This window comes from Streptomyces sp. A01, assembly GCF_059026195.1.
In genome coordinates this window covers 74,730-101,247 of sequence record NZ_JBWLKN010000001.1, presented here as the reverse complement: position 1 = coordinate 101,247, position 26,518 = coordinate 74,730, and the positions used below count along the sequence as shown (strand labels likewise).

General features: G+C 69.9%; 25 protein-coding genes and 4 pseudogenes. 14 read left to right on the top strand and 15 right to left on the bottom strand.

All coding sequences use genetic code 11. The features are described 5' to 3' along the window. Nucleotides 1-19: 19 nt before the first annotated feature. The 4 genes from AC5P1B_RS00490 to AC5P1B_RS00475 all read right to left on the bottom strand — a co-directional run bounded on the left by AC5P1B_RS00490 (nt 20) and on the right by AC5P1B_RS00475 (nt 1,642). Nucleotides 20-346 carry a SpoIIE family protein phosphatase gene (locus AC5P1B_RS00490; RefSeq protein ID WP_493884096.1) on the bottom strand — a complete coding sequence of 109 codons (327 nt, stop codon included), beginning with the start codon at nt 344-346 and terminating at the stop codon, nt 20-22. After that, nucleotides 292-534 carry a hypothetical protein gene (locus tag AC5P1B_RS00485; RefSeq protein WP_493884095.1) on the bottom strand — a complete coding sequence of 81 codons (243 nt, stop codon included), beginning with the start codon at nt 532-534 and terminating at the stop codon, nt 292-294. The genes AC5P1B_RS00490 and AC5P1B_RS00485 overlap by 55 nt, the downstream gene beginning before the upstream one ends. Nucleotides 535-911: 377 nt before the next feature. Further along, nucleotides 912-1,337, bottom strand: coding sequence for a hypothetical protein (locus AC5P1B_RS00480; protein WP_493884094.1), 426 nt, complete (start codon nt 1,335-1,337; stop codon nt 912-914). 101 nt (nt 1,338-1,438) lie between these two features. After that, complete coding sequence (locus AC5P1B_RS00475) at nt 1,439-1,642, bottom strand: DUF2180 family protein (RefSeq protein WP_493884093.1); 204 nt, start codon at nt 1,640-1,642, stop codon at nt 1,439-1,441. A gap of 134 nt (nt 1,643-1,776) precedes the next feature. On the opposite strand from AC5P1B_RS00475, the gene AC5P1B_RS00470 reads away from it, so the two are divergent. Then, entirely contained in the window at nt 1,777-2,673 is an 897-nt protein-coding gene (locus AC5P1B_RS00470) for a universal stress protein (RefSeq protein WP_493884092.1), read from the top strand. A gap of 245 nt (nt 2,674-2,918) precedes the next feature. On the opposite strand, the gene AC5P1B_RS00465 is transcribed toward AC5P1B_RS00470, so the two are convergent. The 3 genes from AC5P1B_RS00465 to AC5P1B_RS00455 form a co-directional block, all read right to left on the bottom strand. Next, nucleotides 2,919-4,226, bottom strand: a complete 1,308-nt coding sequence (locus tag AC5P1B_RS00465) for a mannosyltransferase family protein (protein ID WP_493884091.1) — start codon at nt 4,224-4,226, stop codon at nt 2,919-2,921. A gap of 209 nt (nt 4,227-4,435) precedes the next feature. Then, complete coding sequence (locus AC5P1B_RS00460) at nt 4,436-4,825, bottom strand: hypothetical protein (RefSeq protein ID WP_493884090.1); 390 nt, start codon at nt 4,823-4,825, stop codon at nt 4,436-4,438. Then, nucleotides 4,818-5,318: a SigE family RNA polymerase sigma factor gene (locus AC5P1B_RS00455; protein WP_493884475.1), complete on the bottom strand. Its 501-nt coding sequence runs from the start codon at nt 5,316-5,318 to the stop codon at nt 4,818-4,820. Before AC5P1B_RS00455 ends, AC5P1B_RS00460 begins: the two co-directional genes overlap by 8 nt. A gap of 276 nt (nt 5,319-5,594) precedes the next feature. On the opposite strand from AC5P1B_RS00455, the pseudogene AC5P1B_RS00450 reads away from it, so the two are divergent. Next, nucleotides 5,595-6,070: pseudogene (locus AC5P1B_RS00450) on the top strand (ATP-binding cassette domain-containing protein); the annotation flags it as partial. Here the strand turns inward: AC5P1B_RS00450 and AC5P1B_RS00445 are convergent. Both AC5P1B_RS00445 and AC5P1B_RS00440 read right to left on the bottom strand, forming a co-directional pair. Then, nucleotides 6,048-7,130 (bottom strand): methyltransferase, encoded by a 1,083-nt coding sequence (locus AC5P1B_RS00445; RefSeq protein ID WP_493884089.1) that lies wholly within the window; start codon nt 7,128-7,130, stop codon nt 6,048-6,050. The pseudogene AC5P1B_RS00450 and the gene AC5P1B_RS00445 sit on opposite strands and share 23 nt — an antisense overlap. A 121-nt stretch (nt 7,131-7,251) precedes the next feature. After that, a complete protein-coding gene (locus AC5P1B_RS00440) occupies nt 7,252-8,079 on the bottom strand; it encodes a helix-turn-helix domain-containing protein (protein ID WP_493884088.1) in 828 nt (275 codons plus the stop codon). 294 nt (nt 8,080-8,373) lie between these two features. Between AC5P1B_RS00440 and AC5P1B_RS00435 the strand changes: the two genes are divergently transcribed. The 6 genes and pseudogenes from AC5P1B_RS00435 (at nt 8,374) to AC5P1B_RS00410 (ending at nt 13,407) form a co-directional block, all read left to right on the top strand. Next, nucleotides 8,374-8,895 (top strand): ATP-binding protein, encoded by a 522-nt coding sequence (locus tag AC5P1B_RS00435; protein ID WP_493884087.1) that lies wholly within the window; start codon nt 8,374-8,376, stop codon nt 8,893-8,895. A 41-nt stretch (nt 8,896-8,936) separates the two neighbouring features. Further along, a pseudogene (locus AC5P1B_RS00430) lies at nt 8,937-9,397 on the top strand (site-specific integrase); the annotation flags it as partial. A 68-nt stretch (nt 9,398-9,465) separates the two neighbouring features. Beyond that, the gene (locus AC5P1B_RS00425) at nt 9,466-10,437 is read left to right on the top strand and encodes a DMT family transporter (RefSeq protein WP_493884086.1); all 972 of its coding nucleotides are present in this window, start codon (nt 9,466-9,468) and stop codon (nt 10,435-10,437) included. A 36-nt stretch (nt 10,438-10,473) separates the two neighbouring features. Further along, the gene (locus AC5P1B_RS00420; protein ID WP_493884085.1) at nt 10,474-11,448 is read left to right on the top strand and encodes a LysR family transcriptional regulator; all 975 of its coding nucleotides are present in this window, start codon (nt 10,474-10,476) and stop codon (nt 11,446-11,448) included. 558 nt (nt 11,449-12,006) lie between these two features. Then, complete coding sequence (locus tag AC5P1B_RS00415; RefSeq protein ID WP_493884084.1) at nt 12,007-12,654, top strand: L-threonylcarbamoyladenylate synthase; 648 nt, start codon at nt 12,007-12,009, stop codon at nt 12,652-12,654. A gap of 117 nt (nt 12,655-12,771) precedes the next feature. Beyond that, a complete protein-coding gene (locus tag AC5P1B_RS00410; protein ID WP_493884083.1) occupies nt 12,772-13,407 on the top strand; it encodes a carbonic anhydrase in 636 nt (211 codons plus the stop codon). Between the two features lie 86 nt (nt 13,408-13,493). Here AC5P1B_RS00410 and AC5P1B_RS00405 read toward each other — a convergent pair. Continuing rightward, nucleotides 13,494-13,692 (bottom strand): annotated as a pseudogene (locus tag AC5P1B_RS00405) (acyl-CoA dehydrogenase family protein); the annotation flags it as partial. A 262-nt stretch (nt 13,693-13,954) separates the two neighbouring features. Between AC5P1B_RS00405 and AC5P1B_RS00400 the strand changes: the two are divergent. Beyond that, nucleotides 13,955-14,137: a hypothetical protein gene (locus tag AC5P1B_RS00400; RefSeq protein WP_493884082.1), complete on the top strand. Its 183-nt coding sequence runs from the start codon at nt 13,955-13,957 to the stop codon at nt 14,135-14,137. A 72-nt stretch (nt 14,138-14,209) separates the two neighbouring features. On the opposite strand, the pseudogene AC5P1B_RS00395 reads toward AC5P1B_RS00400, so the two are convergent. Then, nucleotides 14,210-14,935: pseudogene (locus tag AC5P1B_RS00395) on the bottom strand (RNA-guided endonuclease InsQ/TnpB family protein); the annotation flags it as partial. Between the two features lie 107 nt (nt 14,936-15,042). Between AC5P1B_RS00395 and AC5P1B_RS00390 the strand changes: the two are divergent. Next, on the top strand, nt 15,043-17,400 hold the full coding sequence (locus tag AC5P1B_RS00390; RefSeq protein ID WP_493884081.1) for a molybdopterin cofactor-binding domain-containing protein: 2,358 nt from the start codon (nt 15,043-15,045) through the stop codon (nt 17,398-17,400). Between the two features lie 17 nt (nt 17,401-17,417). Then, nucleotides 17,418-17,894: a (2Fe-2S)-binding protein gene (locus AC5P1B_RS00385; RefSeq protein ID WP_493884080.1), complete on the top strand. Its 477-nt coding sequence runs from the start codon at nt 17,418-17,420 to the stop codon at nt 17,892-17,894. Nucleotides 17,895-18,075: 181 nt separating this feature from the next. Here AC5P1B_RS00385 and AC5P1B_RS00380 read toward each other — a convergent pair whose 3' ends face one another. From AC5P1B_RS00380 to AC5P1B_RS00370, 3 genes are read right to left on the bottom strand one after another with little or no spacing between them, the layout of a single operon-like run. Then, complete coding sequence (locus AC5P1B_RS00380) at nt 18,076-18,558, bottom strand: iron chaperone (protein WP_493884079.1); 483 nt, start codon at nt 18,556-18,558, stop codon at nt 18,076-18,078. Nucleotides 18,559-18,616: 58 nt separating this feature from the next. After that, the gene (locus AC5P1B_RS00375; protein WP_493884474.1) at nt 18,617-19,177 is read right to left on the bottom strand and encodes a glyoxalase; all 561 of its coding nucleotides are present in this window, start codon (nt 19,175-19,177) and stop codon (nt 18,617-18,619) included. Between the two features lie 37 nt (nt 19,178-19,214). Continuing rightward, entirely contained in the window at nt 19,215-19,421 is a 207-nt protein-coding gene (locus AC5P1B_RS00370; protein ID WP_493884078.1) for a hypothetical protein, read from the bottom strand. Between the two features lie 1,418 nt (nt 19,422-20,839). On the opposite strand from AC5P1B_RS00370, the gene AC5P1B_RS00365 reads away from it, so the two are divergent. Both AC5P1B_RS00365 and AC5P1B_RS00360 read left to right on the top strand, forming a co-directional pair. Continuing rightward, nucleotides 20,840-22,228: an MFS transporter gene (locus AC5P1B_RS00365; RefSeq protein ID WP_493884077.1), complete on the top strand. Its 1,389-nt coding sequence runs from the start codon at nt 20,840-20,842 to the stop codon at nt 22,226-22,228. An 85-nt stretch (nt 22,229-22,313) separates the two neighbouring features. Continuing rightward, nucleotides 22,314-24,215: a helix-turn-helix domain-containing protein gene (locus AC5P1B_RS00360; RefSeq protein WP_493884076.1), complete on the top strand. Its 1,902-nt coding sequence runs from the start codon at nt 22,314-22,316 to the stop codon at nt 24,213-24,215. Between the two features lie 115 nt (nt 24,216-24,330). Here AC5P1B_RS00360 and AC5P1B_RS00355 read toward each other — a convergent pair whose 3' ends face one another. Continuing rightward, nucleotides 24,331-25,551: an extracellular catalytic domain type 1 short-chain-length polyhydroxyalkanoate depolymerase gene (locus tag AC5P1B_RS00355; RefSeq protein ID WP_493884075.1), complete on the bottom strand. Its 1,221-nt coding sequence runs from the start codon at nt 25,549-25,551 to the stop codon at nt 24,331-24,333. A 338-nt stretch (nt 25,552-25,889) separates the two neighbouring features. On the opposite strand from AC5P1B_RS00355, the gene AC5P1B_RS00350 reads away from it, so the two are divergent. Then, complete coding sequence (locus tag AC5P1B_RS00350) at nt 25,890-26,510, top strand: TetR/AcrR family transcriptional regulator (protein ID WP_493884074.1); 621 nt, start codon at nt 25,890-25,892, stop codon at nt 26,508-26,510. Nucleotides 26,511-26,518 lie beyond the last annotated feature (8 nt).

The following is a 26,518-nucleotide window of genomic DNA, read 5'->3' as shown; positions in this document are numbered from 1 at the left end:
GCTTGGTCGGCGGGCGCTGTTACGCCGCCGTGCTGTCGTTTCGCGCTTCCTCAAGGGCCGCGTCCGAGTGGTGGATGTCGTTGCTCTCGATGAGCATGAGCATGGCCCCGCCCCTCACCATGTCACCCGCATGCGCTCGTAGTTCGTCGGCCAATCGGTCCAGGAACGCGCCGGGTTCACGGCCGTCGAGCGCGAGGACCTGGCCAGCCAGCGGGAACGGCTTGCCTCGCGGGTTGAGTTCGCTGGTCAGACCGTCGGTGAAGACAAGCAGTCGTTTGCCGACGGACAGGGTCAGTTGGGTGGCGTAGATCGGCAGGTTGGCAGCAATGCGTCCAGCAACCGCCATCGGTCGGCATCGGCGTTCGTGAACAGCAAGCCGAAGGCCGGTACGACAGCCAGGCCGACCATGGTGCCGCGAGGCGAGCCCCGGTTGGTCAGATCCAACGTGCCAAGAGCGAAGACGGCGGCGGCTACCGCTGCTGCGGCGACGTAGTTCTTCGGGACGCCTCTCGGGCCCAGGGGAAGGAGTGACATCTGCCCGCACCGCCTTCCAGTCCAGCACTCGGTTCGAGTCCAGCCCTCCGTATGTGCACACGTATGGAGAACGCTCCGCTGCGTAGAGCAGGTTGAAGGGAAGCTACGCGTCGGCATGGGCAGAGGGCGCGGGGCGTAGGCGTGGGCCGGTCGCAGCCCGATCGGCCTCCTCCACGGCAGCCAGGACGTGATGCCTCACCTGACCGCGCACAGGTCCGCAGGGGTGGAAAACAGCGGCCACCGGACGCGGCGCCGGATCGGAACGGCACCGCACGGCGCGGCGCGCGACCGAATCCGCGGCAGGGCCTGGCACCGCGACATGGGCACGCCGTGACGGCCGGTCCCGACGTGCCGCGACCGGCGCGACACGACGGCGGTCACAGCAGATCGGTACGGCCGAGCCAAGCCGGCTTCACCGGCACCCCGTCCGAGTACCGCTCTTCCGGCGTTGACGGGGGCGGCAGCGCGTCCGCGGGCTCCGCCCCGGTCCCGCATGTGGCCGTCGCCTCCTCGGCGGTGTCCTCCAGCAGCTCCGCGATCGTGAACCGGGTGCTGAAGGACTGCCAGCTGCCATCGATCACCAGCAGGAAACCGTCGCCGTTCCGGAAGAGCCATCGCCACCCCTTTCCGTCGGGATCAAGGAACAGCCTGTAGAGGCGCGGCGGGAGGCGGACGGCGCCGGGAGGCGGCCTGCGAAGCCCGGCGGGAGCCCACGGTCGGCGACCCGCGGGGAGCACGCGGGTCCTTTTGGGGGCGCGGATGACGCGGTGTGCGGGCGAGACGATGCGGCGCGAGGTCGTCACGACGTGTCGATGGGTGCACCCGCTCGCCCAGGAGGCCGGTCACGCTTCGCTCATGTCGCCGGGCCGGCACCGCGCTGCCGTGCCGGCCGAAGCCAGGGGCCTTACCGCTGGACGCTGTGCTGAGCCCGATGGCACACCGGACAGGTGATCCGTCGAGCTGGTGTCTCATGGGTGGCTTTTCCCGTGCCGGCCAAGTCGAACACTTCTTCCTGCCGGACTCGCGCATGGTCCCGGCACAGTGCGACCCCGCACTGGTCGCAGATGGCCACGGCGGCTTCCAGTTCACGGCACTCATAGCAGTTCATGGACTTCTGTTCCTTCCGCCGAAACACCCACTGGCGGCTGCGCCGCTGAGGTGAGATGTGTTGATTCGCGCCTTCTGGGTACCCACCACCCGTACGCGCACGCAGTCACTGGAGCGACCCGGCCGGGAGCAGCCGTGAGCAACGCCGTATCCCCCGAGGACAGGCCCATCATCGTCGGCGTAGACGAGGGGCCGGCCCAGGACTACCTGGTCTGTTTCGCAGCACGGGAGGCGGCCCTTCACCGAAGTCCGCTGCACATCGCCCACGCGATCGCGCCGCCCCATCTGCACCGGGCGCCCGCGGATGACCAGGAAGGCGGCTCCGCCGCGAAGGCGGGGGCGGGCCTCGTGCGGCGGTACGAGGACGTCGTGAGGTCCGATTTTCCGACGATCACCGTCGTGGGAGAGCTGCCGACAGGGCATGCGGCGGCGGCACTGGTGAAACGCTCCCGGGACGCCAAGATGATCGTGATCGGCCATCGCGGCGGTGGGGGCTTCCCCCGGCTGCCTCTGGGCTCGGTCAGCTGGCAGGTCGCCACACACGCCGAGTGTCCGGTGATCGTGGTGCGACCCGGGGTGACTGTTGAGCGCCGGGAGAATCGCGTCGTGGCGGGTGTGGACACGAACGATGTTTCGCTGCACGCGCTGGATCTCGCCTATGTCGAGGCTGACCTGCGCGGCGCTCGTCTGGAGTTGGTCCATGGTGCCTTCAGCCCCGGCATGGTCCCCGCCGGCCCGGTCGGTATGGTGCCACCGGATTTCGAAGCCATGGACCAAGGGGCTCGGGCCTTTCTTGAGCAGGAGATCGACCAGCGGCGTGACCGCTACCCCGCGGTACAGACCGATCTGCGGATCGAGCGCACCCGCCCCGCGACGCTCCTCATCGAAGCATCACGCGGCGCCACCCTGCTGTTCGTCGGCTCCCGGGGCCTCCACGGCTTGCGCAGGCTGCTTCTCGGGTCGGTGAGCGCGGAAGTCCTGCACACGGCTGAGTGCCCTGTTGCCGTGATCCCGGCCCTGGACCACGGCTGAGCCGACGCCCCCTTCCCGCCCCACACCGCAGCTCCACCACAGCGTGACGGCCCACCCAGCGATGCGCTCAAGACCCTCTACGGCTATGTCGGTGCTTCCGAGGGTGGGGCCCGGCGTACGGGGGAGTACCGGTCAGCGCCCAGGCGTGCCGCGGGCGGCGCCGTCTCACCGCGTGCCGCGCGCGGTCGCCGCTGCTCATGGCCGCCGTGTCGTCGGCGCTGCCCGGAGCGGTGCGGTCCTGGTCCTCAGCCCGCCCATCTCCCTGAGAAGAAGGTGAGGGCGAAGACGGTGGTCAGGGGCACGACGAGGCACAGGTAGGCGGTCTTGATCCGGGGTGAGCGCAGGCTCCAGGCGGCCAGGCAGATCCACAGGGGCCACCACAGGAGGGTGGCGCGGGGGATGGACATGTACCAGTAGGAGGCGCCGAGGGCCCACAGGTTGAGGGCCACGAACAAGGCCTCGGACCAGCGGCGTCGCCATGTCAGCAGGCCGAGCAGGAGCAGCCCGATGACCATGGCGACCAGTTCGGCCTGGAACATGAAGCTGTATCCGGTGGTGTGGGCCCCGGAGAAGGCCGCGTCCCAGGTGTTGGACCAGGCTTCCCAGGGGGTGTGGAAGGTGCGGTACCAGCCGCGTTCCTGGGCGTGTTTCCAGGCCATCCAGTCGCCGGTGTGCGCGTGCAGGTACCAGGTGTAGAGGGCGGCGGGCAGGGCGGGCAGCACCAGCCAGGGCAGCGGGCGCCAGTCGCGGCGGCCGCGTGCGGACAGGACGAAGTGCAGGGCGATGGCGGCGGCGAGGAACAGTCCGCTGACACGTACGGTCGTGGCCAGGGCGGTCAGGGCGGCGGCGAGCGGCCAGTGGCGCTGCTGGGCGGCGAGCCAGGCCGGCAGGGCGAGTGCGAGAAAGAGGGCCTCGCTGTAGCCGGCGGACAGGAAGACCGCGCAGGGGGAGAGCAGCAGGAACAGGACGGCGCGCCGACCGGAGTCGGCGTGGCGCAGGTGCAGGCGGGCGATCCGGGCCAGCGCCAGGACGGCGACGGCCCCCGCGACGAAGGAGATCAGCAGCCCGGCCGCGGTCCAGTCCGGGACAACGGTGTGCACGGCGCGCAACAGGAGCGGGAAGCCGGGAAAGAACGCTTCCCGGTCGTCCCAGTCGCTCTGCGAGGGTCCCGCTTGTCCAGGGAAGTAGCCGTCGCGCGCTATGTGGAGGAAATGGTTCGCGTCCCATTGGTGGAAGGGGGCGAGGAGGGGCCCGGCGGCGCGGGTACCGGGGTCCGCCGGGAACAGCCACCGGGCACAGTAGGCGGTGATCCAGATGCCTGTCCGGGTCAGCAGGTACAGCCACAGCACCTCGCGGTCGGCCGCGTCCAGCCGGAACGGCTGCGAGCCACGCGCAGAGGCTTCCGGACCGAGCGGGCCCCTTCCGGCCGTTGTGCGGCGGCGGGACCGTTCGGGCGGCGCGGAGGACGGTGCGGAGGACGGTGCGGAGGACAGCAGGGGGGACGGCGGGCATGCGGACGCCGCTGCACGTGAGCCGGTAGATAAAAACGACATAGAGGACTCTCTTGGGTGTGTGCGGGCATGCGAAATCGCCCTCTGGCGCCAACTGGCTGATGAGGTGCAAGAGACGAGCGTGGCCGGCGCGGCAGGCCGCCGCCCCCGTCAGGCGGCGGCCGCGGTGGGCCGTCGGCCGCGTCGGACCGGTACCCGCGGCGGCACCTCGCGGAGCCGCGCTGGACGAGGGTCCGGCTGCGCTCCGGTCCCTACGGCGTGCCGGTCGACGTCGGGGGGGCCGTCGTCGGGCTACCGGTGGAGCTGGTGCTGACCGCGCTGTCCGGGGGGTGCGTGGCATTCCCTTGCGACGGTGCGCCGCTCGGTGGCGACGTGGTCGTGGACACCGGCTCCGGTTTGGGGGAAGAGGGGCTGGTGGCCGGGACGGCCGGGGGCGGGTTCCCCGGAAGAAGCGTTGCGGCGGCGATGCCGCCGCTGCCCAGCACCAGGCACGTTCCTGCCGTCAGAGCGGCGATCCGCAGCCGGTGCGCCCGCCTGCCACGTGCGGCGATGTGCGCCACCGGTGCGGCACGTGCCCGGGACTGCGCGGAAGCGGCTGCTTGCCGGAACGCGTGCCGTAGCGGGTCATGAGGCTCAGACACCAGGGGCCTCCTTGAGACGCGGGTCCTGCAGGTGATGAGCGAGCGCGGCCCGGCCGCGGACCAGGTGGGTCTTGACGGTGCTGGCGGACAGGCCGGTCTCACCGGCGATCTGCACGACGGTGAGGTCGCACAGATAGTGCAACGTCATGGTCCGGCGCTGCTGAGCCGGCAGCTGACGCAACGCGTCGACGAGCACCACCTGCTCCGGGCTGGGGCCCTCGACGTGGGGCGGCGGGGCGCCCCCGCGCTTCCAGGCGTCGGCCGTACGCCGCCGGAAACGCCACCGGCTCACCGCCAGACGCCAGGCGACCGTACGAATCCACGCCTCGGGCTGCCCCTCGCGGTCGAGCTGCTGTCGCCGGCCCCAGCCCTTGACGAACGCTTCCTGTACGACATCCTCCGCCTCGTGCAGGTCGCCGAGCATCACATACAGCTGCCCCGTGAGACGTGTGACCGTATGGGCATAGAACTTCTCAAACTCCTCGACGGTCAACAGCCACTCCTGGATCTCTCGCTTCACCGGGCATACGCCCGTCACGGGACATCCGGTTGACATGAGGCGCCAAACAACGAAGTGACGCTCGTCACTTGCTACGGGTGCGGGGCCTGGTCCCCCCTGCCAGCTGCCCGCTTGCCGGGGCTCCGACGTCACCAGGCACCCGGCCGACCAGTTTGTCACCCGCGCCTTCGCCGAACAGCCGGGGCCGCCCGCACCGCCCGCGAGCGCGAGGTGACGGCCCTGATCGCGGAGGGCAGCTCCGACCCCGAGATCGGCCTTGTCGCGCCGAACGGCTCGGGCAAGAGCACCCTGCTCAAGCTGATCACCGGTGGGACACGGCCCCCGGTGGGCCGTGTCCGTGGACGGCACGCTCGGCTACCTCGCGCAGGACCTTCCCCTGACCGGCGACCTCACGGTGGCCGAGGTTCCGGGCCTCGCGGTGCTGTCCGGCGGCGAACGGCTGCGAGCGGCACTGGCCTGCGTCCTGTGCGCCGAACCGGCCCCGCGGCTGATGCTGCTCGACGAGCCGACGAACAATCTCGACTCGTCAGCGCCGACCAGGTGGCGAACGCCCTTGGCTCCTACCGGGGTGCATCGTCGTGGTCAGCCACGACGAGCGAATTCCGACCCGGATCGGCGTTGAACGGTGGCTGCGGCTGGCTGGCGGAAAGGTGATGGAGACGAGGGCACCGCAGGTGAGAACCCTCGGGCATGCGATCCGCGTCAGTCGGACACGGCCTCGATGAGGGAGAACGGTGCGGCCTCCTTGATCGGGGTGACCGAGGTGAGGGTCAGGCCCGCGCGGTGGCACACGTCCTCAAAGTCCTCGCGGGTGCGCTCTCTGCCGCCCACGTTCACCAGCATGTTGAGATCGCTCAGATAGGTGACCGCACCGTCGGCGGCTTCGGCTTCGGCTTCGGCTTCGGCTTCGGCGTGAGTGCCGACGACTTCGGGAAGCACGGGCTCCACGATCAGAACGCGGCCGCCGGGCGACAGCGCCTCGCGGCAGTGGCGCAGGATCGTGACCGCCTGTTCGTCCGTCCAGTCGTGCAGGATGCTCTTGATCAGGTAGAGGTCCGAGCCCTCGGGGACCGAACGGAAGAAGTCCCCGGCGAGCAGCGAGCAGCGCTCCGTAAGTCCATGCCGCCGCAGTGTCTCCGGCGCCTGGGCCAGGCCCTCCGCTGTGTCGTAAAGGACACCGGTGAGACCCGGATGCGCACCGAGTACGCCGGCCAGGAGCGTTCCGTCGCCGCCACCGACGTCCGTGACGGTGGTGAAACGGCCGAAGTCGAAGGCGTACGGAAGCGCCGCGGCGGTTTCCTCAGTGGCCTGGCTCATGGCCGCGTTGAACTCAGCGGAAAGCTCGGGATGCTGGGCGAGATGGCTGAAGAAATCCGTGCCGAAGACGGCGTCGAACGCGATGTCGCCGGTGCGGACGCTGTCGTCCAGGTGCTCCCAGGCGCGTACTATCGCCGGCTCGGTGAACATCCGCACCAAAGAGGTGAGCGAGTCGGGTCGTGCGGGGTCAAGGAGGGCGCCCGCAGGGGTCACGGAGAAGGAGCCGGGAGTGTGTTCCCTCAGCAGGCCGAGGCCGGCCAGGGCGCGCAGCAACCGCGTCATGGGCTGGACTTCGGCTCGCGCGTCGGCGGCCACGTCGGCAGCCAGGCGTTGTTCATCGCCGATCAGCTCAACAACGCGCAACCGTACCGCCGTGCGCAGAGTCTGCGCGGCCATGCTTCCGAAAACGAGCCGGACTATCAGGCCGCGGTCGGCCGTGCATGCTGCTCGGACATCGGTGTTCGTCACAGGCGTCTTCCTTCCATCTTGCGTTGGGTAGGTGCGGGTGTTGGGCACGTACGGGTACGTGCGTGCACCGGCGTACGTGGTCATGCGAGTGGCCGGTCGCCACGGTCTTTCCATGGGCTAGCTAGCCGACGGACGTCGCCCTGCCGGCAAGGGCGCCCGGGGTGCATCCGGCGAAGGCCAGTACGTCGCGGTGGAGGTGGGGCTGATCGACGTATCCGCACGCCAGGGCGACGTCGGCGGCGCTGCCGCCCGCGCGGAGCGCCCGGGCGGCGTGGTCGAAGCGCACCAGCATGGCGGCGCGCTTGGGGGTGAGGCCGATCTGGGCACTGAACCTGGTCCACAGCCGCTTGCGGCTCCACCCGCACGAAGCGGCGAGGTCACCGACCCGTATCCGGCCTCGATGGGCCACGATGTGGTCCCAGGCAGCGGCGACCTCCGGGGTCATCGACGGCGCCCGCGCGGCCCGCCTCGCGAGGAAGCGGTCCAGCAGCATGAGGCGTTCCTGCCACGTCGAGGCATCGGTCAGCTGCTCGCGGAGGCGTTCTTCATCCCGTCCCCACAGGGTTTCAAGACCGGTGACGGAGCCGTCCAGTTCGCGTGGTGAGACACCCAGCAGCGCATAGGCGGCCCGGGGTGACAAGCGCATCTCGACGCACTCGACGCGCTCGCCGCGGATACGGGCCGGACCGGGTGACAACGCGGCAACGAGGGTTCGCTGGGACTGGTGCCCCGTGCTTGTCTCGACCGTGAACGGGTCATCCCCGAGTCCGATGACGACGATCACGGCGGGCTGAGGGAGCACCCGCAGGTCCAGCCCGGCAGCGACACGGTCGCGGTATCCAGCCATCCGGACGCCGTCCAGGGAAGTCCCACCGAGTGGATCGGCGACCTCCCAGCCGTCCTCGGCATCGCGATCGACGGGGGCAGGCCCCGCTTCGTAGCTGCTCATGCCTCTACCGTCGCCGACTTCGGTGACATTGTCTTGGACAAAAGTTCCCCGGACCCATGCCGGCAGAGCGGGCCGACCGGACTGGGCGACGCGCCCCCGGGCGCTCAGCGGGCGACGCCACTGCGGCCCAGGCACAGGTCTGACACCGTGTCCTGATGCTGGGTGCTCGTCAGCGGTGGATGATCCCCGCCCCCCACCCCACCTCCGCGGCCGACTCCGCGAGTTCACCGAAGCCGTACCGGATCTCTGCTGTGCCCCGTTCCCGCGGCCCGCACAGCACTAGCATCGGGTTCCATGATCGTATGGCTTAACGGCACCCACGGCGCAGGCAAGACGACGACCAGCGCACTCGTGCAGCAGCTGCTCCCGGATTCACGGGTGTTCGACGCCGAGAAGGTCGGCGAGACACTCATGGACATCACGCCGGGGCTGCCCGGGACGGACAACTTCCAGCACTGGCCGCCGTGGCGGCCGCTCGTCGTCGAGACCGCCCGCCACGTACTCGACTACACCGGCGGCACTCTGGTGATGCCCATGACCGTCCTGGTCGAGCAGTACTGGCGCGAGATCAGCACGGGCCTCGCCCACCACGCCATCCCGGTACGGCACTTCGTCCTCCACGCTGACCAGGACACCCTCCGCGGGCGCATCGAGGGGGACACTGTTCTCGGCCCCTCCGCATTCCGTCTCACATACCTTGAGCCCTACGCCGAGGCGGCCCGCACGTGGCTACACGAGGAGGCCGAGGTCATCGACACCACGCACCTCACGCCCGCCCAGGCCGCCCAGCGGATCGCAGAGGCCGTCAAGAGTTGAGGTCCGCCCGCCACCCGAGAACAGGCGCAGGTGGCAACAGAGAAACGGTCGCGCGGTGGGACGGCGTCCTCGGCGTCAACATCGAGGAGCTGGACCTGGCCGCCGGGGCTCCGGTGAAGGCCAAGGATGCCCCGCCGCGCACCCGCCGCCGCAGCGCGGTGCGCGAGGACTTCGTGCTGGAGACCGTGTACTGGGATGGATGCGGGCACCGCCCGGCTGCTGCCCCGCCTGCGGCCGCCGTACGGGCAGACCCGCATGCTGCTGGACGAGCGACACCGCCCTCGGCGGCGAGAGCGGCACGGGCTGGGACCTGCACGAGTGGCGGCACTCCGGCCTCGCGCATCTGGCGAGGCCGGGGCGAGGCCTGCTGGTGCTCATGGCGAAGTCCCGGCAAAGGAAGCCCGAGAACGTACGAAAGTACTTCCACCCCACGGCGGAGGCGATCGCTGAGATCACCACTCTGCTCGCGCCGGTGGCATCAGGCATCGAGGCCATCGAATAAGTGAGACTGAAGCTTTCGGCAACAAATGCTAACTGGCACTTTCCCCAACGTGCGGGGACGCTCGATACATGTCCCCGCGCATCGTCTCTCCCCGCACCCTTGCTCTGACCGGCACCGTCGTGCTGTGGGCCTCGGCCTTCCCTGCCATCCGGGTCGGAATCGACGGCCTGGGGGTGGCGGCGCTGTCGTTTCTGCGGATCGTGATCGCGGCTGTGGCGCTGCTGCTGGTGGCGCCGCTGGTGAAGGTGCGTCTGCCCCGGCGTCGTGACCTGCCCATGATCGCCTTGTGCGGGGCCACCGGCATCACCGCCTACCAGGCCCTGCTCAACTGGGGCGAAGTAGAGGTGGAGGCCGGGACGGCGAGCCTGCTGATCGCGGTCGCCCCCGTCTTCAGCGTGCTGCTGGGAAGTCTGTTCCTCGGCGAGCGGCTGACCCGCAACATCATCCTCGGCAGCATTGTCGCGATCGCCGGCGCGGCCATCGTCAGTCTGGCCGCGGGCACCAACGGTTTTACCTTCTCCTCCCTCATCGTCCTGGCCGCCGCCGTGGTCCAGGGGGTGTACCACTTCGCCACCAAGCCCCTGCTGCGCTACTACACCGGCCTGGAGGTCGCCACCTACGCGATGGTCGCAGGCGCCGTCTTCGCCCTGCCGCTGGTCCCCGCCACCTGGCACGCGACCCTGCACGCACCTGCCGGCGCGCTGGCCTCCGCGGTCTACCTGGGCCTGCTGCCTTCCGCACTCGGCTTCGTCATCTGGGCCTACGCCGTCGCCCGTCTGCCGCTCGCGGCCTCCACGGCGGCCCTGTACCTGGTGCCGCCGGTGGCGCTGGTCATCTCCTTCGCCTGGCTGGGCGAAGTACCCCACCCCATGGAGCTGGTCGGCGGAGCGGTCAGCGTCGCGGGGGTGATCCTGATCAACCGGCGTAAGCAGGCTCGGCGCCCCTCAGCTCCCGGAGGCGGGGCGCCACCGGGCAACCGACCGCCCCGTATCGACACGGTGAAGGCGCCTGCCGCACCGAGGCAGCCCGAGCATTCTTAAATCCTTACCAGCCCCGATCCGAGCAGGGAGCCGCCCGTGCTTGACGTACGCCGTCTGCGTATCCTCCAGCACCTCGCCGCCTACGGGACCATCGCGGCCACCGCCGAGGCCCTGCATCTGACTCCACCGGCCGTCTCGCAGCACCTCGCCACCCTGCAGAGGGAGGCAGGCACACCCGTAGTCGAGAAGCAGGGACGCACACTGCGACTGACCGCGGCCGGGGAACTGCTGGTGGCGCACGCCGAGATCATCCTGGCCGAACTCGCGGCAGCCGAGTCCGGCCTGGCCGCCCTGCAAAGCGGCCGGTACGGCGTCGTGCGGATCACCGCCTTCGCCTCCGCCGCCCGCACCCTGGTCGCACCCATGTGGCAACGTCTCGCCGACACCGACACCGACGCTGACACCGGCACCGGCACCGGCGCCGCCCCGGCCCTGTCGCTGCGGCTGTCCGTCCAGGAACCCGACGAAGCCCTCGACGAGTTGCGCAAGCGCTCGACCGACCTCGCCCTGGTACACAGCTACACCGTGCTGCCGCGCAGTTTCCCCGCCGCATGTGAGCAAGCCGTCCTCATGGAGGAACCGGTGCTGCTCGCCCTGCACCCCCGCCAGGCCGATGCGCTGGGGCTGGCGGCCGGGCAGTCGGCGGACCTGTCCGGGATGGCGCATCTGCCGTGGCTGACCCCGGGGCCGGAGACCTCCTGCTACGAGATGATCCAGCGTGCCTGCGGCGCGGCCGGTTTCGTCCCGGACATCCGGGCCCGCAGCAGCGACTTCTCCGTGCTGACGGCCCTGGTCGCCGCAGGAGCGGGTGCCGCCCTGGTCCCCCGAATGGCACTGCCGGACCTCACCGCGCCCCTCAGCCTCCACCCACTGGTCCGTCCCGTCTCTCGGACCATCTTCACCGTCAGCCGTGCGGGGACCGGCAAACACCCCGATCTGCGGCGCGTGCTGGAACTGCTCCATGACCCGGCCACGGCCCCCGACACCAGCGACAGCGCGCGACGTGACTGATTGGCGGTGATCGCGAGGACCACGATCACTCCTCGTCGCTGGCGGCCGGATCGCGCGGGGTCCGCGGGCCGCCGGGCAGATCGGGGAACTGGACGGGAAATCGGCCCAGCAGACCGGCGCCGGGTGCGCGTCGCCGCCGTCCCGGCCGCCTCAACACGCTGCTGGACGCGGCCCGCCCGTACGAGACCGCCCCGGTCGTGGACGTACGCAGCAGGGCGAGGGAACTCGCCGCCGCCCGCCCGACCGCGATGGACGCCTGAGACCATCGAGCGCATAGGCGAGCACCGCCGCCCCAAACCCCCGGACCAGCCGTCGCGCGCCGTCCCGGCCGCCCCGAACCTCGCGGCGGCCTGGGAGTGGGTGAACGAACTCCAGATCGGCGACAACCGGCCGCGTGACGGCCCTGGTGAGGCCGCACCAGCAGAAACAAGCGGAGGGGCGGGTGAGGGCTGTCTGCGAGCCGGGCGTAGGCAGTCCTGGCCCTCAGTGTCGGGCCGGTAGCCTGCCGAGATGAGCGAGCAGGTGCGGGTTGCACACCCGGTAGCACGGAGGACGGCAATGGCCCGGCGTTACGACTGCTTCACCGTGTCGGGCCGTGCCGACGGGCTGCGCGAGGCAGCCTTGGCGGTGCGCCGGGGTGAGCTGGTGGTGCTGCCCACGGACACCGTGTACGGCATCGGAGCCGACGCCTTCAACCGCGAGGCGGTGGAGGGCCTGCTGCGGGCCAAGGGCCGTGGACGGGCCATGCCCTCGCCGGTGCTCGTCGCCTCCCCGGACGCCCTGCACGACCTGGTCACCGACTTCCCCGAGCAAGGCCGGGCCCTGGTGGCGGCATTCTGGCCGGGCGGGCTGACCCTGGTCGCCCGCCACCAGCCGTCGCTGACCTGGGACCTCGGGGAGACCCACGGCACGGTCGCGGTCCGGATGCCGTCGCACCCGATGGCTCTCGACCTGCTCGCCGCGACCGGACCGATGGCGGTCTCCAGCGCCAACCTGACCGGCCAGCCGTCTCCGCAGGACTGCGATGCCGCTCAGGGCATGCTCGGCGACTCGGTCGCCGTCTACCTGGACGGCGGGCCCACCGAGGCCGCCGTCGCCTCCTCGATCGTGGACCTCACCGGCCCGGTCCCCCTCCTCAAGCGCGCTGGCGCCATCAGCGCCGAGCGCCTGCGCGAGGTGGTATCCGATCTGCGAGAGGCGCCGTGACCCGGCCCGTCGGCGACGGCAGGGGCTGCTGACGCCCGGCCCCGGTGAGCCACGCCCGCACCTCTTCTGGCGGACCCCCGCGCGGTGGTGAGCAGGGTCTGACCGTAATCTGCGGCCATGACTGATACCCCGGCCCTGACCCCGTCCGAAGCCTTCGAGCTGCTGCTGGCCGGCAACCAGCGATTCGTCGCCGGAACGCCGGAGCACCCCAACCAGGACGCCGTGCGCCGCGCCGAGACCGCTCCCGGCCAGCGCCCGTTCGCCGCGCTCTTCGGCTGCTCCGACTCACGGCTCGCCGCTGAAATCATCTTCGACCGGGGCCTGGGCGATCTGTTCGTGGTCCGCACCGCCGGCCACGTGGCGGGGCCGGAGGTGCTGGGCAGCATCGAGTACGGCGTGAGCGTGCTCAACTGCCCGCTGGTCGTGGTGCTGGGCCATGACTCGTGCGGCGCGGTCGCCGCCGCCCGTGCCGCCCTGGCCGACGGCGTTGGCACCACCGGGTACGTGCGCGACGTCATCGAGCGCGTCACGCCCAGCATCCTCGCCGCCCGCGCCGCCGGAGTCACCGCGGACGACGACATCATCGCCGAGCACATCCGGCACACCGTCGACCTCCTCCTGGACCGCTCCCGGATACTCGCCGACCAGGTCACCGCCGGCCGCACAGCCGTAGTGGGCATGTCCTACCGGCTGGCCGACGGCAGCGCCCGACTCGTCACGACCCGCGGGCTGCCGACAGAAACGGCAGCCTAGGCACTGGCGCCGACCGCCCGCCAAGAGCTGGCGAGAGAGCGACACCCGCGACGACCCGTACGAGTCCGTCGGCGGTAGCGCCGCCCCTACAGCCCGTAGGTCTTGCCGATGATGTCGCGCTGGATCTCGCTCGTGCCTCCGTACACCGTGGGCACGACGGTCGAGCGACGCGGGGCTTTCATGCCGTACTCGGTGGCGTATCCGTAGCCGCCCATCATCTGCATGCCCTCCAGGGTGGACGTGCTTGGCGAGTTCGGTGCACTTGAGCTTGGCCATGGAGACTTCGCTACGAGTACCGCCATCCCCCGCGAGGCACGCGCCGTGTACTACTCCAAGGGCGGCGCCGCCATGAAGGACCGCATCTCCAAGACGGCAAAGCTGGGGTATGACGTCGGGGACCTGGACGCGTACCAGCCCCAGGGCGAGATGATCGTGACCGCGGTCAAGACCCGCCTGATCCACGCGGCCGTACGCAACCTGCTGCCCAAGCTCCCGGGCTGGTCCGGGGACCAGTGGCGGCCAGAAGATCCCCATCAGCCAGGCGGACGTGCTGGTCACCTGGCACAGCCTGCCCACGTTCGTCATGCGCAAGATGCTCGACTGGAAGGCCGCCTGGACGATCGAAGAGGTCATCCGGAAGTTCGTCCTGCTCTTCCTGTCCGAAGGGGCCCCCATCCACCTCCCCATCCACCTTGAGATCCCCGACGCCAACCGCCCACAGTCAACTTGACCCGGCCGTAGACGACCAGGCTTGGAGGTAGGGCACCAGTGGCTGTGGTGTGGCCTCCTCCGTCCAGACCACCTATGGGGTGGCTGGGACGCGTGACTCACGCCCCGCGATCCACACAGCTTCACCACGGGCGGCGATGTTGCGGGAAGCATTCCGGTCCGCGTGGGCAACGACCCCGCACGACCGGCAGATGAACAGGGCCTGGTCGACCCGGTTCTTCTTCTCGATGTGGCCGCAGTCGGCGCATTCCTGGCTGGTGTACGCCGGATCGACGTACACCAGCGGGACGCCCGCCCGGCGTGCCTTGTACGCAACGAACTGCCCGAGCTGGTGGAAGGCCCAGGAGTGGAGCGTGACCCGTTGGGGCTTGCGGAGCCGTACCCTCTGCCGGATGCCGCCCAGGTCTTCCAGGGCGATACCGGACGAGGTGCGTTCAGCCTCGGTCACGATCTTCTTCGCGATGATGTGGTTGACGTTCGCGGCATGCCGCGCCTCTTTGCGGCGCCGGTTCTTCAGCCGTCGCCTGGCGGACTCGGTGCCCTTGGCCTGCAACGTGCGGCGCAGGTCGAGCTGCCGCTTACGGTCGCGGTTCAGGCCGCGACCGGCCGCCCGGTACCCCGTGGACGTGGTGGCGATGGTGACGATGCCCAGGTCCACACCAATGAACCGGTCCGGCTCGTACAGCTTGGACTCGGGCACCTCGCCAACGGCGATCAGGTAGAAGACGCCGTCACGTTCGATCAGGTCCGCTTCGCCCTTGCGGTACTCCCGCAACGTCTTGAGCGCATCGGCGGAGCAGGCGGGCGTGAACACCCGCGGTCCCTCGCTACATACTGCTGAACAACGCCAACCGCCGAGACTGATGGGACAATGATGACCGACGCCGTGTGGGAGCGACTGTGGCGATGACGAGACCTGATGGTTCGCCTGAGTCGAAGTCCAAGTCCGAGACCACCGAGCCCGCGTCTGGCAGAGCCAGCTTCGGGCGGCGTCGCTTCCTCGGCTACGTGCTCGCTGCTCCGACCCTGGTGACCGCTGCCGAAATCGGTCGGGCGCCCGAAGCCGCGGCCGAGGCGCCGGCAGCGCCGGGCGCCGGTCTTCCCTCCCTGGAGGTCACCGAGCTCGTCGACCTCAACGACGTGATGACCCTGGCGGCAACGCCGACCTCGAACCTGATCACCGTGAAAGTCCACCACGACGGCACCGTGTCGTTCGCACTGCCGCGGGCCGAGGTCGGCCAGGGCATCACCACGTCCACGGCCATGCTGATCGCCGAGGAGATGGACGTGCCGCTCGACCGAGTGCGGGTCACACTGGCCGACGCCCGGCCGGAGCTGGTGTTCAACCAACTCACCGGCGCGTCCAACACCACCATCTCCACCTACGTTCCCGTCCGCGTCGCCGCGGCCATCGCCCGAGGCCGGCTGTTGCACGCGGCATCGGTCGCGCTCGGCGCGGCGGTCACCGACCTCACCCTGAAGTCCGGAGTCATCACCGACCTCGCGGGCGGGCACATCGGTATCGGCGAACTCGCCGAGAAGGCCGCAAGTGGCAAGCCGCGGCAGGTCTCCGTGAGCCTCAAGGAGCGTGAGCAGTTCACCGTCATCGGCCGACCGCACAACCGTATCGACGCGCTCGCCGCGGTCACCGGGCGCAAGAAGTTCGCCATGGACCTCGACGTCCCGGACGCCAAGCCGACCATGGTGTGCCGACCGCCGACCATCAACGGCGAGGTCGGCTCCGTGGCCAACCTCGCCGAGATACGCGCCATGCCCGGCATCACCGACATCGCCGTGGTTTCCACCGGCGTCGCCGTGCGTGGGGGCACCTTCGGCCAGTGCATCGACGCCGTGCGCGCCCTGCGAGTGTCATGGAAACCCGGCAGCGCGGCAGGCAAGTCCGACGAGTCCGTGCGTAAGCGGCTGCGCGCCGCCGAACTACCGCTCGGTCTCCCGCCCTTGACCCCGTCGGTGGAGGGCACGTTCACCTTCGCCTTCCGCAGCAACAGCGCGCTCGAACCCAACTGCGCGATCGCCGACGTGCGTTCTGACCGTGCGGAGATATGGTCGGGTCTCAAGGCGCCGATCGTCGCCAAGCAGGCCATCGCCGCCAAGCTCGGGCTGCCGCAGAGCGCGGTCACCGTGCACGTCACCGAAGGCGGCGGCTCCTTCGGCCGTAAACTCTTCTTCGACGCGGCTCTGGAAGCCGCCGAGATCTCCCAGAAGATCGGCAAACCCGTCCGGCTGATGTGGCACCGGGCCGACGACTCCCGCCAGGGGCGCGTCCACCCCATGGCCACCTCCCGCGTACGCGCCGCGTACCTCGGCAATAAGGTGCTGAGCTACAAGCAGCGGCACACCAGCGTCTCAACCGACCTCAGCCACGGCCTCGGCGAGGTGTTCACCGCCCTCGCCGCGAAGCTGCCGGTGGGCGACATCGGCTTCTCGGAGACGTTCTTCCAGCTCTCCCAGTCAATGCCCTACAACTTCGGTGCCCACAGTCGGCTGCTCAGCGAAACCGACAAGACCTTCAACACCGGCAGCATGCGCGGCGTCTACTCCCCCGACGTCACCTGCGCCCGGGAACTCATCGTCGACCAACTCGCGGCGAAGACGGGCAAGGACCCCTTCCGGTTCCGGCTGGATGTTCTCCGCGACGACCGCTCCCGTGCCGTCCTGGAGAAGGTCGCCGAGATCGGGGACTGGGGCCGGTCCATGCCGGCCGACACCGCGCAGGGCATCGCCTTCCACTCCGAGTACCACGCGGTCAGCGCGGTGCTCGTCGAGATCGACTGCCGGCCCCAGACCGTCAACCGTCCCATCCGTGACGGCGTGACCGGGCCCCGCGTCACCAAAGCCGTCTTCGCCGTGGACGTCGGTCTGGCCGTCAATCCCCGTGGTCTTGAGGCGCAGATGATGGGCTGTGTCATGGACGGGATCGCCCTGACCCTCACCTCCAGCCTGCATCTGCGCGACGGCTACTTCCTCGAAGCCAGCTGGGACAACTACTTCTACACCCGGCAGTGGAACACACCGCCCGACCTGAAGATCATCGTCATGCCGACCACTACGGGGGAACCCGGTGGTGCCGGGGAACTCGGTGTGGCCGCGACAATGGCCGCGGTCGCCTGTGCGTACGGCCGGGCCACAGGCACCATGCCGACCCACTTCCCGATCAACCACGGCACCCTCTCCTTCGACCCGAAGCCGACGGTGCCGCCCATCCCCGCCTCCCCCACCGACGGCTTGGACCATGTCCACTGAAGCAGCTTGGAGTTCCCGTGCCTGAGCACACGTTCCGCCTCAACGGCGAGCAGGTCACCGTCGACGCCGCGGACGACGAGCGGTTGCTGTGGGTCCTCCGCGACATCCTCGGCATCACCGGACCGAAGTACGGCTGTGGCATCAACGTCTGCAAAGCATGCACGAGCCACCTCAACGGCAAGGCGGCCAACCCGTGTTCCATCCCCCTGAGGGACCTGCGGCCGTCCGACGAAGTCACCACCATCGAGGGACTCCCGGCCACCGTGGGCGCGGACCTGCATCCGATGCAAGAGGCATGGCTCGATCAGGACGTGGCCCAGTGCGGCTACTGCCAGCCCGGGCAGATCATGACGGCCGTCGCCCTGGTCCGCCGCGTCAAGGAGGAAGGCCGCGCGATCACCGAGGCAGACCTGGACGGCATCCGCAACATCTGCCGCTGCGGCACCTACCCCCGTATCCGTGAGGCGATAAGGGCCGGCGCCGAAAACATGTGACTACTCCATGCGAGGGGAGGAGATCGTGTCCGCTCGTCGTTCATCGATCGCGCTCATCGCCGTGGCCGTCGTTCTGGTGGCTCTCGCGGCAGTCGTACGGGCCTGGTTCCGGTCGGCCTGGCGCGTGCGAGCGTCGTCAGCGGCTCGGCCACTCCCGCCGCCGGTTCCGTCCCGGCCGGTCTCAGCCCACCGCCTTCTTGACGAGCGCGCGGATGCGCTGTTCGTCGGCTGCGGTCATCTCCTTCAGGGCGTAGGCGATCGGCCACATGGTGCCGTCGTCGAGTGCTGCCTGGTCGCTGAATCCGAGCGTGGCATACCTCGACTTGAACTTCCGCGCGCTCTGGAAGTGGCAGATGACCTTGCCGTCTCTGGCGTAGGCGGGCATTCCGTACCAGAGCCTGGGCGTGAGGTCCGGAGCGGCGGCCTTGATGATGGCGTGGATGCGCTCCGCGAGGACCCGGTCCGCCTCCGGCATCTCAGCGATCTTCGCCAGCACATCGCGCTCCGCTGCCGCCTCCTTCTCCACCCGCGAACCGCGCCGTGCCGCCGTCTGCTTCTGCTCCTGCGCGTGTTCCTTCATCGCCGCCCGCTCTTCGGCGGTGAATCCGTTGTACTCCTCGGCGGTGGTGCCGGAGTTCTCAGCGGACGACTTCGTATCCTGCATGGCGGTTTCCTCTCGTACAGGGATGAGGCAGGTCGGAGCGGGAGTTCAGGGCCTGGAGTCAGGACAGTACGGACGCCGTGGACGGCGCGGGGGTGCGCGACGTGGCGCCCTCCCAAGCAAACCCGTCCGGGTCGGTGAAGGAGCCGGCGGTGCCGCCGAGGACGATGCGGTGCGAGCCGGTGCCGTCGGCGGGGACGCCGAGGTCCTTGGCCAGGCCGCGGCGCTTGTACAGCGCCAGCTTGACGGGGCTGGACTCCCCGGAGGCGAACTCCGCGTACTTGCCGCCGAAGCTCCTGGCCACGGTCAGGCCCCGGCCGACGTAGAACTGCTTGCTGGCCTTCACGTCCTCGACGCCGAGCAGAAGGACGATCTCGTCGATCACCCGGGTGGCCGGGCCGGTGTCCTTCTTCGCCGAGGTCGCGACCTTCCAGATCGTCCCGTCCGGCGCCTGGACGACGCCGCCGTAGCCCCACAGCGACTTCGCGGCGGGCTTCTCAGCGCCTACCGCGGAATCCGTCATGTAGGAGAGTGACTCTCCACGCGTGGGTCGCTCCACGGACCGTAGAAGACGAAGTTGCCCGGAGCGCTGTGCGTCCCGGGCGGCATGCGCGGTCGGCAGCCGGGGAGCCCTGCGGAAGTCGCGGGCCCCGGCCGTCTCAGGCAGCCGTCGTCGGGTTCGCGGATCGGGCGGCGCGGCGGTAGCCGGCGTTGACGCGCTGGGCTTCTTCGAGCTGGTCTTCGAGGATGACGATGCGGCAGGCGGCCTCGCTCGGGGTCCCGCCGAGCATCTCGGCGGCCCGACCCGTGGTGTAGGCGGGGTAGTCGTCGTCATCGAGGCGGCCGAACGAGTCGTCTGCTGTCATCGCACCTCTCTGCGCGACACGCTGGAGGGGCCCTGGTGCCATATGGCACCAGGACCCCGAAGGAACTGTTACACCATCTGCCGACCCTGGTACTGCGTCGGCCTCGTGTGTCCGCAGACCCGACCGGAACGCTGTCGGGGGTGCGGGGATCGCGGTTGCTTGACCGGAGACCACCTCACTATCGATGTCCTGCGGTACCCGGACTCAAGACTCCCGCCCGGGCGATCCTGATGGCGCTTGGCTCCTCCGTTCTTCCCTCGTGATCAACTGCGTACTGCTCAGTGGCCTGTGACAGCACCACCCTTCGGCAGCCAGCCCCGTCGTCCATCCTGCGTCTGCTCTGGCTTGGAACCCCACTGCCGGACTTCCCGGTGCGCGCGTCCGCAGCCGACGCCTTCACCGAGGTGCTGCTCGCTGACTTCACTGCTGGGTGCCGCGTCCTGCGCTTACGGAGTCCTGCGCTTACGGACACCGCGTCAACTGCGGTACCGCTCACGGCGGCCCCTGATCCCTGCGGGCCACCCGGCCCGGTCGCCAGTCCCGTCGCCGTCCTGCAACAACCCTGGCTTCGAAACTCCGCCACCGCACCGTCCTGCCAACTGCGACTGCGGGTACTGCTGCCTGGCAGTTCGTCTCTGCCAAGCCCTGCTGTCTTCCTGGGTTACGAGAGAAACCATAACCAGACCACCGCCCAATGTCTACTCCGGTCACCATAGATTTGCGCGTGTCCGGCGATGAGGTAATCGACCTCGGACAGCGACGTCAGGGCTGACGGGCCGCAGGTCGGCGCAAGCACCGCGCACACAGGACCGGACATGACGAGGCAGGGACCAAGGGTCCCGGCACTGGGTGTGCTGACGTAACCCGCCCCTCTCGGCGTACCGGTGTGCCGTGTGCTGGTTGTCGTCCAGAATCGCCACTCGGCGGATATCGGGCATGAGCGGTCTCCTTGACGTGTGCGTGTGCGTGTGCGTGTGCGTGTGCGTGGGCGCGGTCCGCGCTCGCGGTAGAGGTGCGGGCCGCTCGGACGTCGCCGTCCGCCGACGGGTCGGCAAGCGGCGCCACGGGGCTCGGGCGGTGAAGTCCCAGGGCCCGGATCGCGAGACCGATCAGCGCGATCACCGCGCCGAGCGCGGAGACTCCCGCCCAGCCCACGAGCGGATACAGCGCGGCCGTCAGGGCGGATGAGACGGCACTGCCGGACAGCGGAGCTCGGACAGGCGCCCGCCAGCCCACGATGAGCCCTCGGCCCGGCCCTCGAAGCAGCGTCGGCATGCCGGTCGTGGCGACTGTCGTAGTGACCGCGCACACCCCCACCCCCAGAACTGTGGTGTCCCGTCACATACGCCTCTGACCTGCCCCTTCCTACGGTATGGCCACACGCATACGTCCCCGCCAACTGTCCGGAAGTGGTGTCCATGACCGCCCCCGAGTCCGCTCCGCCAACGCCCAACTCCCTCAAGCGCATCGTCGCCGCGAGCCTCGTCGGGACCACCATCGAGTGGTACGACTTCTTCCTCTACGGCTCCGCCGCCGCGCTGGTGTTCAACGATCTGTTCTTTCCCACCAGCGACCCGCTGATGGGGACCCTGCTGGCCTTCGTGACGTACGCGGTCGGGTTCGCCGCCCGGCCACTGGGCGGGATCGTCTTCGGGCACTACGGCGACAAGATCGGCCGCAAGAAACTGCTCGTTCTGAGTCTGCTCATGATGGGTGGGGCGACGTTCGCGATGGGCCTGCTGCCCACGCATGCCAGCATCGGTGTCGGTGCACCGATCCTGCTGACCCTGTTGCGCCTGATCCAGGGTTTCGCGCTCGGCGGTGAGTGGGGCGGCGCCGTCCTCCTGGTCTCCGAGCACGGGGGTGACGCCAAGCGCGGCTTCTGGGCTTCCTGGCCGCAGGCCGGGGCGCCCGCCGGCAACCTGATCGCCACCGGGGTGCTGGCGCTGCTGACCGCCGTGCAGTCCGAGTCGGCCTTCCTCGCGTGGGGGTGGCGTATCCCGTTCCTGCTCTCGGGCGTCCTGGTCATGATCGGCCTGTGGATTCGCATCTCGGTCAGCGAGTCCCCGGTCTTCCTCGAAGCCAAGGCCAAGGCCGAGGAGCGGGCGGCGGCGGGCGCCGAGGAAGAGGCTCCCATCGTCGAGGTGTTCCGTAAGAGCTGGCGTGAGGTGCTCACGGCGATCGGTACGCGGTTCGGCGAGAACATCTCGTACTACATCCTCACCGCCTTCCTGCTCGTCTACGTCACCGTCCATCTGGACCAGCCCAAGAGTGAGGCGCTCAACGCGGTCCTCATCGGCTCCGCGATCCACTTCGTCACCATCCCGTTGTGGGGCGCGCTCTCCGACCGCCTCGGGCGACGGCCCGTCATCATGTTCGGCGCGGCCGGGATGGCAGGCTGGGCCTTCGCCTTCTTCACCCTGCTGGACTCCGAGTCCTTCCCCGTCATCACCCTCGCGGTCACCGTCGGCCTGTTGTTCCACGGGGCGATGTACGGCCCGCAGGCCGCGTTCATCTCCGAGCTGTTCGATACCAGGGTCCGCTACTCCGGCGCCTCGGTCGGCTCCCAGCTCGCCTCCATCATCGGAGGCGCCCTCGCCCCGATCATCGCCGTAGAGCTGCTCAAGGAATACGATTCTTCCGGGCCGGTAGCGGTCTACCTGTGTCTCGCGGCGGTTGTCACCGTCTTGACCGTTTGGGCGGCCAAGGAGACCAGCGGCCGCGACCTGACGCGGGACAACCGGACCACCCCGCCCAAGGACCCTGAGCCGGACCATGACCGGCACGACTCTCTCCCCCTCGGCTGACCGTTTTCCTGCTGCTGCCCCTCGTGCCGCTTCGGGCGGGCCCGCACGGGGGGCCGCCTGAACCCGCTTGCGAGGTGAACGCCGCATGCCCCCCACCGGGACCACCCCGGGCAATCGGCATGCCAGGACCGCCGTACGCCAGTTGCTCGACCTGCTGGCCGAGGGCGCCCCGGCAGAGGACTTCGCCCGCCCCGCCGCGGCGGCCCGGGAGCTCGGGGCCCCGGCGGCGGAGGTGGCCGCCATCACCGAGGCCACCGATGTGGCCCTGCGTATCCGGCGGGCCCTCAGCCAGCACCGGCGGCGCGAGGAAGAGCTGACCGCCCTGTTCGACACCGCCAGCGACCTGGCGGCGCTGCGCGATCTCGACGCGGTGCTGCGGGCCATCGTCCACCGGGCGAAGCTGCTGCTCGGCACCGACGTCACGTATCTGTCCCTCAACGACGCGGTCGCCGGGGACACGTATATGAGGGTCACGGACGGTTCGGTGGCCGCCGCGTTCCAGCAGGTGCGGCTCGGCATGGGCGAGGGGCTCGGCGGTCTTGTCGCACAGACCGCCCGCCCCTACGTCACCGGCGACTACCAGGCCGACACCCGTTTCCGCCACACCGAGGCGATCGACAGCGCGGTCCGGGAGGAGGGACTGCGGGCGATCCTCGGCGTGCCGTTGCGCGTGGGCGCCCAGATCATCGGGGTCCTGTACGCCGCCGACCGTGCCCCCCGCGCCTTCACCGCGGAGGAGGTGGCGCTGCTCTCCTCGCTGGCCGACCACGCGGCCATCGCGATCGACAGCGCACGGCTGCTGGAGGAGACGCGGGCCACGCTGGCCGACCTCAACGCCGCCTCGGAGGCGATCCGGGCGCACAGCGAAGCCATGCGCCGCGCCGAGCAGGCGCACGACCAGCTCACCGACCTCGTCCTGCGCGGCGGCGGCGCCGATGACGTCGCCGCCGCGATCGCCGTCATCCTCGACGGCGGAATCATCATCCACGACGCGGACGGCGCCGAACTGGCCCGCGCCAGGACCGAGCCGTTGCCCCCGCCCTCGGTGTCCGCCTCCCGGGCCAGCGGACGGGCCGTCCCGCTGAACGGCACCTGGGTATGCGCGGTGCTGGCAGGACCCGAACTGCTAGGCAGCATCGCCCTGACCGAACGAGGCGACCTGTCCGACGCGGACCGGCTCCTCTTCGAGCGCGCCAGCATCGTCACGGCGCTGCTCTTGCTGCTGCGCCGCTCCGTCGCCGAGACCGAGGACCGGGTACGCGGTGAGCTCCTCACCGATCTGCTCTCCCGCACCGGCGACCCGGGCACGCTGACGATCAGGGCCCGCCGACTCGGAGTGAATCTGAACCAGCGGCAAACCGTCTTCGTGCTGCACAGCGATACGGCACCACGGCACCGGCTTCTCGCCGTCGCCGCCCGGAGCGGCCAGGCCCGCAGCGGGCTGGCAGGACCGCACTACGACCATGTCGTGCTTGTCGCGCCCAGCGACACTCCCGGCCCCAGTGCCCAGAGGCTCGCCACCGAGCTGGGCCAGGCGCTGGGCTCCCCCGTCACCGTCGGTGCCGCGGGCCCGGCCACGGGCCCCTCCGGGCTGGCCACCGCGCATACCGAGGCGCAGCGCTGCCTGTCCGCGCTGCGCGCCCTGGGCCGCACCGGGCACGGCGGCGCCCTCTCCGGCCTTGGCTTCGTCGGCATGCTCCTCGGCGGTGACCAGGCCGACCTGACCGGATACGTACGGGACACGCTCGGGCCCGTCCTGGACTACGACGCCCAGCGCGGCACTGACCTGGTCCACACGCTCGACGCGTACTTCACCGAGGGCGCCAGCCTCACCCGGACCAAGGCGGCACTGCACGTCCACGTCAACACCGTGGTGCAGCGCCTTGAGCGGATCGCCCGTCTCCTCGGCGAGGACTGGAACAGCCCGGCACGCGCCCTGGAAATCCAGCTGGCGCTCAGGCTCCACCGCCTCACCCACGGACAGTGAGGCCCCTGCCCTGGTCACTCGCCGCCGACGACCGGGTCCCCCAGCGTGAGCGTGCCCTTCCCGCCCGGGGACGCGCCCCGGGCGGGAAGGCCCTGTCGGAACCACCGGTGCTGGGTCAGATCGGCGAGCAGTCGGGCTTGTCGGTCCACCCCGCTTCGCACTCGTAGAGGGTGAAGGAGGTGGTGTAGCCATGGCTGGCGCCCAGGCTGGTGTACTCGTTCACATTGATGCGCTGAGCCACGTAGTGATCGGTGGCTGTACCGACGACGCTGTCGGAGTAGGGGGGAGGCGTAGTGGTGGGGGTGCTCGTGCTTGTGCTGGTCGGGGTCGGCGTGGGTGAGGTGTCGTCCTTGTCGATGTCCCAGAAACGCACCAGGTGGTGCGCGGAGCAGATGTTCACGTCCAGGACGTAGGCGCCCGCGGTGCCGCACTGCTTCGGACCCGTTCCGGGGTCGACGGGGTGGCCGTGGCCCATCCCGGTGATGTCGTAGGTCTCCACGGTGCCCCCGTAGACCCGGTGCGGGTAACCGTCGACCGTGTCCTTGGTGTCAGGCGTCTGGTCGGTGCCGTTCACGTTGGTCCACTGGTCAACGAGTTCGGTGGCGTTCATGGGCTTCACGGTCGCGTCCGCGGTGCCGTGCCAGATCGAGACCTTCGGGCGTGGCCCGGAGTACGCGAAGGCCGCGCGGACCTTGTCCCCCCACTGCGTGGGGGTCTTGCTGACACCCGGACTCATGCAGGAGAACGCGGAGGCCACCGAGTTGGCGCAGGCGTAGGGCAGCCCGGCGATGACTCCCCCGCCCGAGAACACGTCGGGGTAGGTCGCCAGCATGACGGACGTCATGCCGCCGCCCGCCGAGAGGCCGCTGACGTAAGCGGCTTTCGAGCCGTTGTCCTTTTTGGTCCGGTCCACCATCTGCTTGACCGACAGCGGTTCTCCCGCGCCCCGCCGGGTGTCGCCGGGCTCGAACCAGTTGAAGCAGGAGTTCGCGTTGTTGGCCGACTGCTGCTGCGGGAAGACCACCGCGAACTTGTGCTCGTCGGCCAGCCGCATCCAGCCGGTCTTGGCCGCGTAGTCAGGAGCGTTCTGGGTGCAGCCGTGCATCGCCACGACGACGGGGCGCCCCGTGGGCAGTCCCGTGGGCACGTAGCGGAACATCCGCAGGTTGCCCGGGTTGGAGCCGAACCCCGTCACTTCTTGCGGGGCGGCCGCCGCGCGGGCCGGGTTGGGCATGGCCACGATGGACAGCACAGCGAGCAGGGCAACGGCCAGCCCCGCGGCGAGTATCGCGGGCAACCGGTGGTGGGGGGTAGGAGTGCGTTGAGGCAGGGGCATGGTGCGACCTCCACATTGAGGGTCTGCGACGGCCGTGTTGCGCTTGCGGCTCTGGCAGGTGATGGCCGTCACACGAACTGCGTGGATGGTAGAAGCGTCAAAGATGTCCTCGCCGTGGTGTGGGCCTCCACAATGCCGACCGCCAGGGTGGCGATGGGCCATACGTGCGCCACGCCCGCACCACATCCAAGGCGCGTCAACCGCCGTGGCGTGCGCCCCGCCGCCGGTAGCCGCAACGAATGCCTCCGTCCGCGCCCGCCACCGCCGACGCCCGCTCTTGATGGTACGGCGGTACCGTAAACAGGTCGCGTACCGGATCACCTATCGAAGGGCAAGCCGTGCCGAAGCTGGTCGACCACACCGAGCGCCGGGCGCAGATCACCGACGCGCTGGTCCAAGCGGCCGCGCGCGACGGTCTGCACGCGGTGACGATGCGGTCGGTCGCGGCCGAGGCCGGTGTCTCGCTACGGCTCGTCCAGTACTACTTCGACACCAAGGCCCAGCTGATGCACGCCGCTCTGCGACGCCTGGAAGAGCGCAGCCACGAGCGGTGGTCGACCCGGCTGGCCGAGCTGCCGAGCCCGGTGACCTCACGCGCCTTCATCGAGGCGTTCCTCGCCGAGGCGCTGCCGAGCGACGAGGCCAGCCGCGCCTTCCACCAGGTGTGGACCTCGTACGCGGTACTGGCGATGACCGATCCCGAGCTCGCCGAACAGCCCTTCGTCGCGGGCCCCGACCGACTGGAGCGCCAGCTCGCCGCTGTCCTCCAGCAGGCCCAGCGCGACAAGGCTCTGGACCCGGGGCTGGACACCTCGGCCGAAGCCACGCGCCTGCTCTCCCTGGGCCATGGCCTGGGCACCAGCGTCCTGGTCGGTCAGCGCACCGCCGACGCCGCCACGGCCGTGCTGCGCTATCACCTTGACCAGTTGTTCCGGCCCTGTCGGCCGTCTCGGCCGTAGGCCGTGTC

What these genes read in the sequence shown, in the direction of transcription:
- AC5P1B_RS00435 (WP_493884087.1), top strand. Translation starts at nt 8,374, where the DNA reads ATGATCGTATGGCTTAACGGCACCCACGGCGCAGGCAAGACGACGACC.
- AC5P1B_RS00390 (WP_493884081.1), top strand. Translation starts at nt 15,043, where the DNA reads ATGACGAGACCTGATGGTTCGCCTGAGTCGAAGTCCAAGTCCGAGACC.
- AC5P1B_RS00415 (WP_493884084.1), top strand. Translation starts at nt 12,007, where the DNA reads ATGGCCCGGCGTTACGACTGCTTCACCGTGTCGGGCCGTGCCGACGGG.
- AC5P1B_RS00380 (WP_493884079.1), bottom strand. Translation starts at nt 18,558, where the DNA reads ATGCAGGATACGAAGTCGTCCGCTGAGAACTCCGGCACCACCGCCGAG.
- AC5P1B_RS00475 (WP_493884093.1), bottom strand. Translation starts at nt 1,642, where the DNA reads ATGAACTGCTATGAGTGCCGTGAACTGGAAGCCGCCGTGGCCATCTGC.
- AC5P1B_RS00485 (WP_493884095.1), bottom strand. Translation starts at nt 534, where the DNA reads ATGTCACTCCTTCCCCTGGGCCCGAGAGGCGTCCCGAAGAACTACGTC.
- AC5P1B_RS00365 (WP_493884077.1), top strand. Translation starts at nt 20,840, where the DNA reads ATGACCGCCCCCGAGTCCGCTCCGCCAACGCCCAACTCCCTCAAGCGC.
- AC5P1B_RS00410 (WP_493884083.1), top strand. Translation starts at nt 12,772, where the DNA reads ATGACTGATACCCCGGCCCTGACCCCGTCCGAAGCCTTCGAGCTGCTG.
- AC5P1B_RS00425 (WP_493884086.1), top strand. Translation starts at nt 9,466, where the DNA reads ATGTCCCCGCGCATCGTCTCTCCCCGCACCCTTGCTCTGACCGGCACC.
- AC5P1B_RS00465 (WP_493884091.1), bottom strand. Translation starts at nt 4,226, where the DNA reads ATGTCGTTTTTATCTACCGGCTCACGTGCAGCGGCGTCCGCATGCCCG.
- AC5P1B_RS00360 (WP_493884076.1), top strand. Translation starts at nt 22,314, where the DNA reads ATGCCCCCCACCGGGACCACCCCGGGCAATCGGCATGCCAGGACCGCC.
- AC5P1B_RS00440 (WP_493884088.1), bottom strand. Translation starts at nt 8,079, where the DNA reads ATGAGCAGCTACGAAGCGGGGCCTGCCCCCGTCGATCGCGATGCCGAG.
- AC5P1B_RS00490 (WP_493884096.1), bottom strand. Translation starts at nt 346, where the DNA reads ATGGCGGTTGCTGGACGCATTGCTGCCAACCTGCCGATCTACGCCACC.
- AC5P1B_RS00370 (WP_493884078.1), bottom strand. Translation starts at nt 19,421, where the DNA reads ATGACAGCAGACGACTCGTTCGGCCGCCTCGATGACGACGACTACCCC.
- AC5P1B_RS00355 (WP_493884075.1), bottom strand. Translation starts at nt 25,551, where the DNA reads ATGCCCCTGCCTCAACGCACTCCTACCCCCCACCACCGGTTGCCCGCG.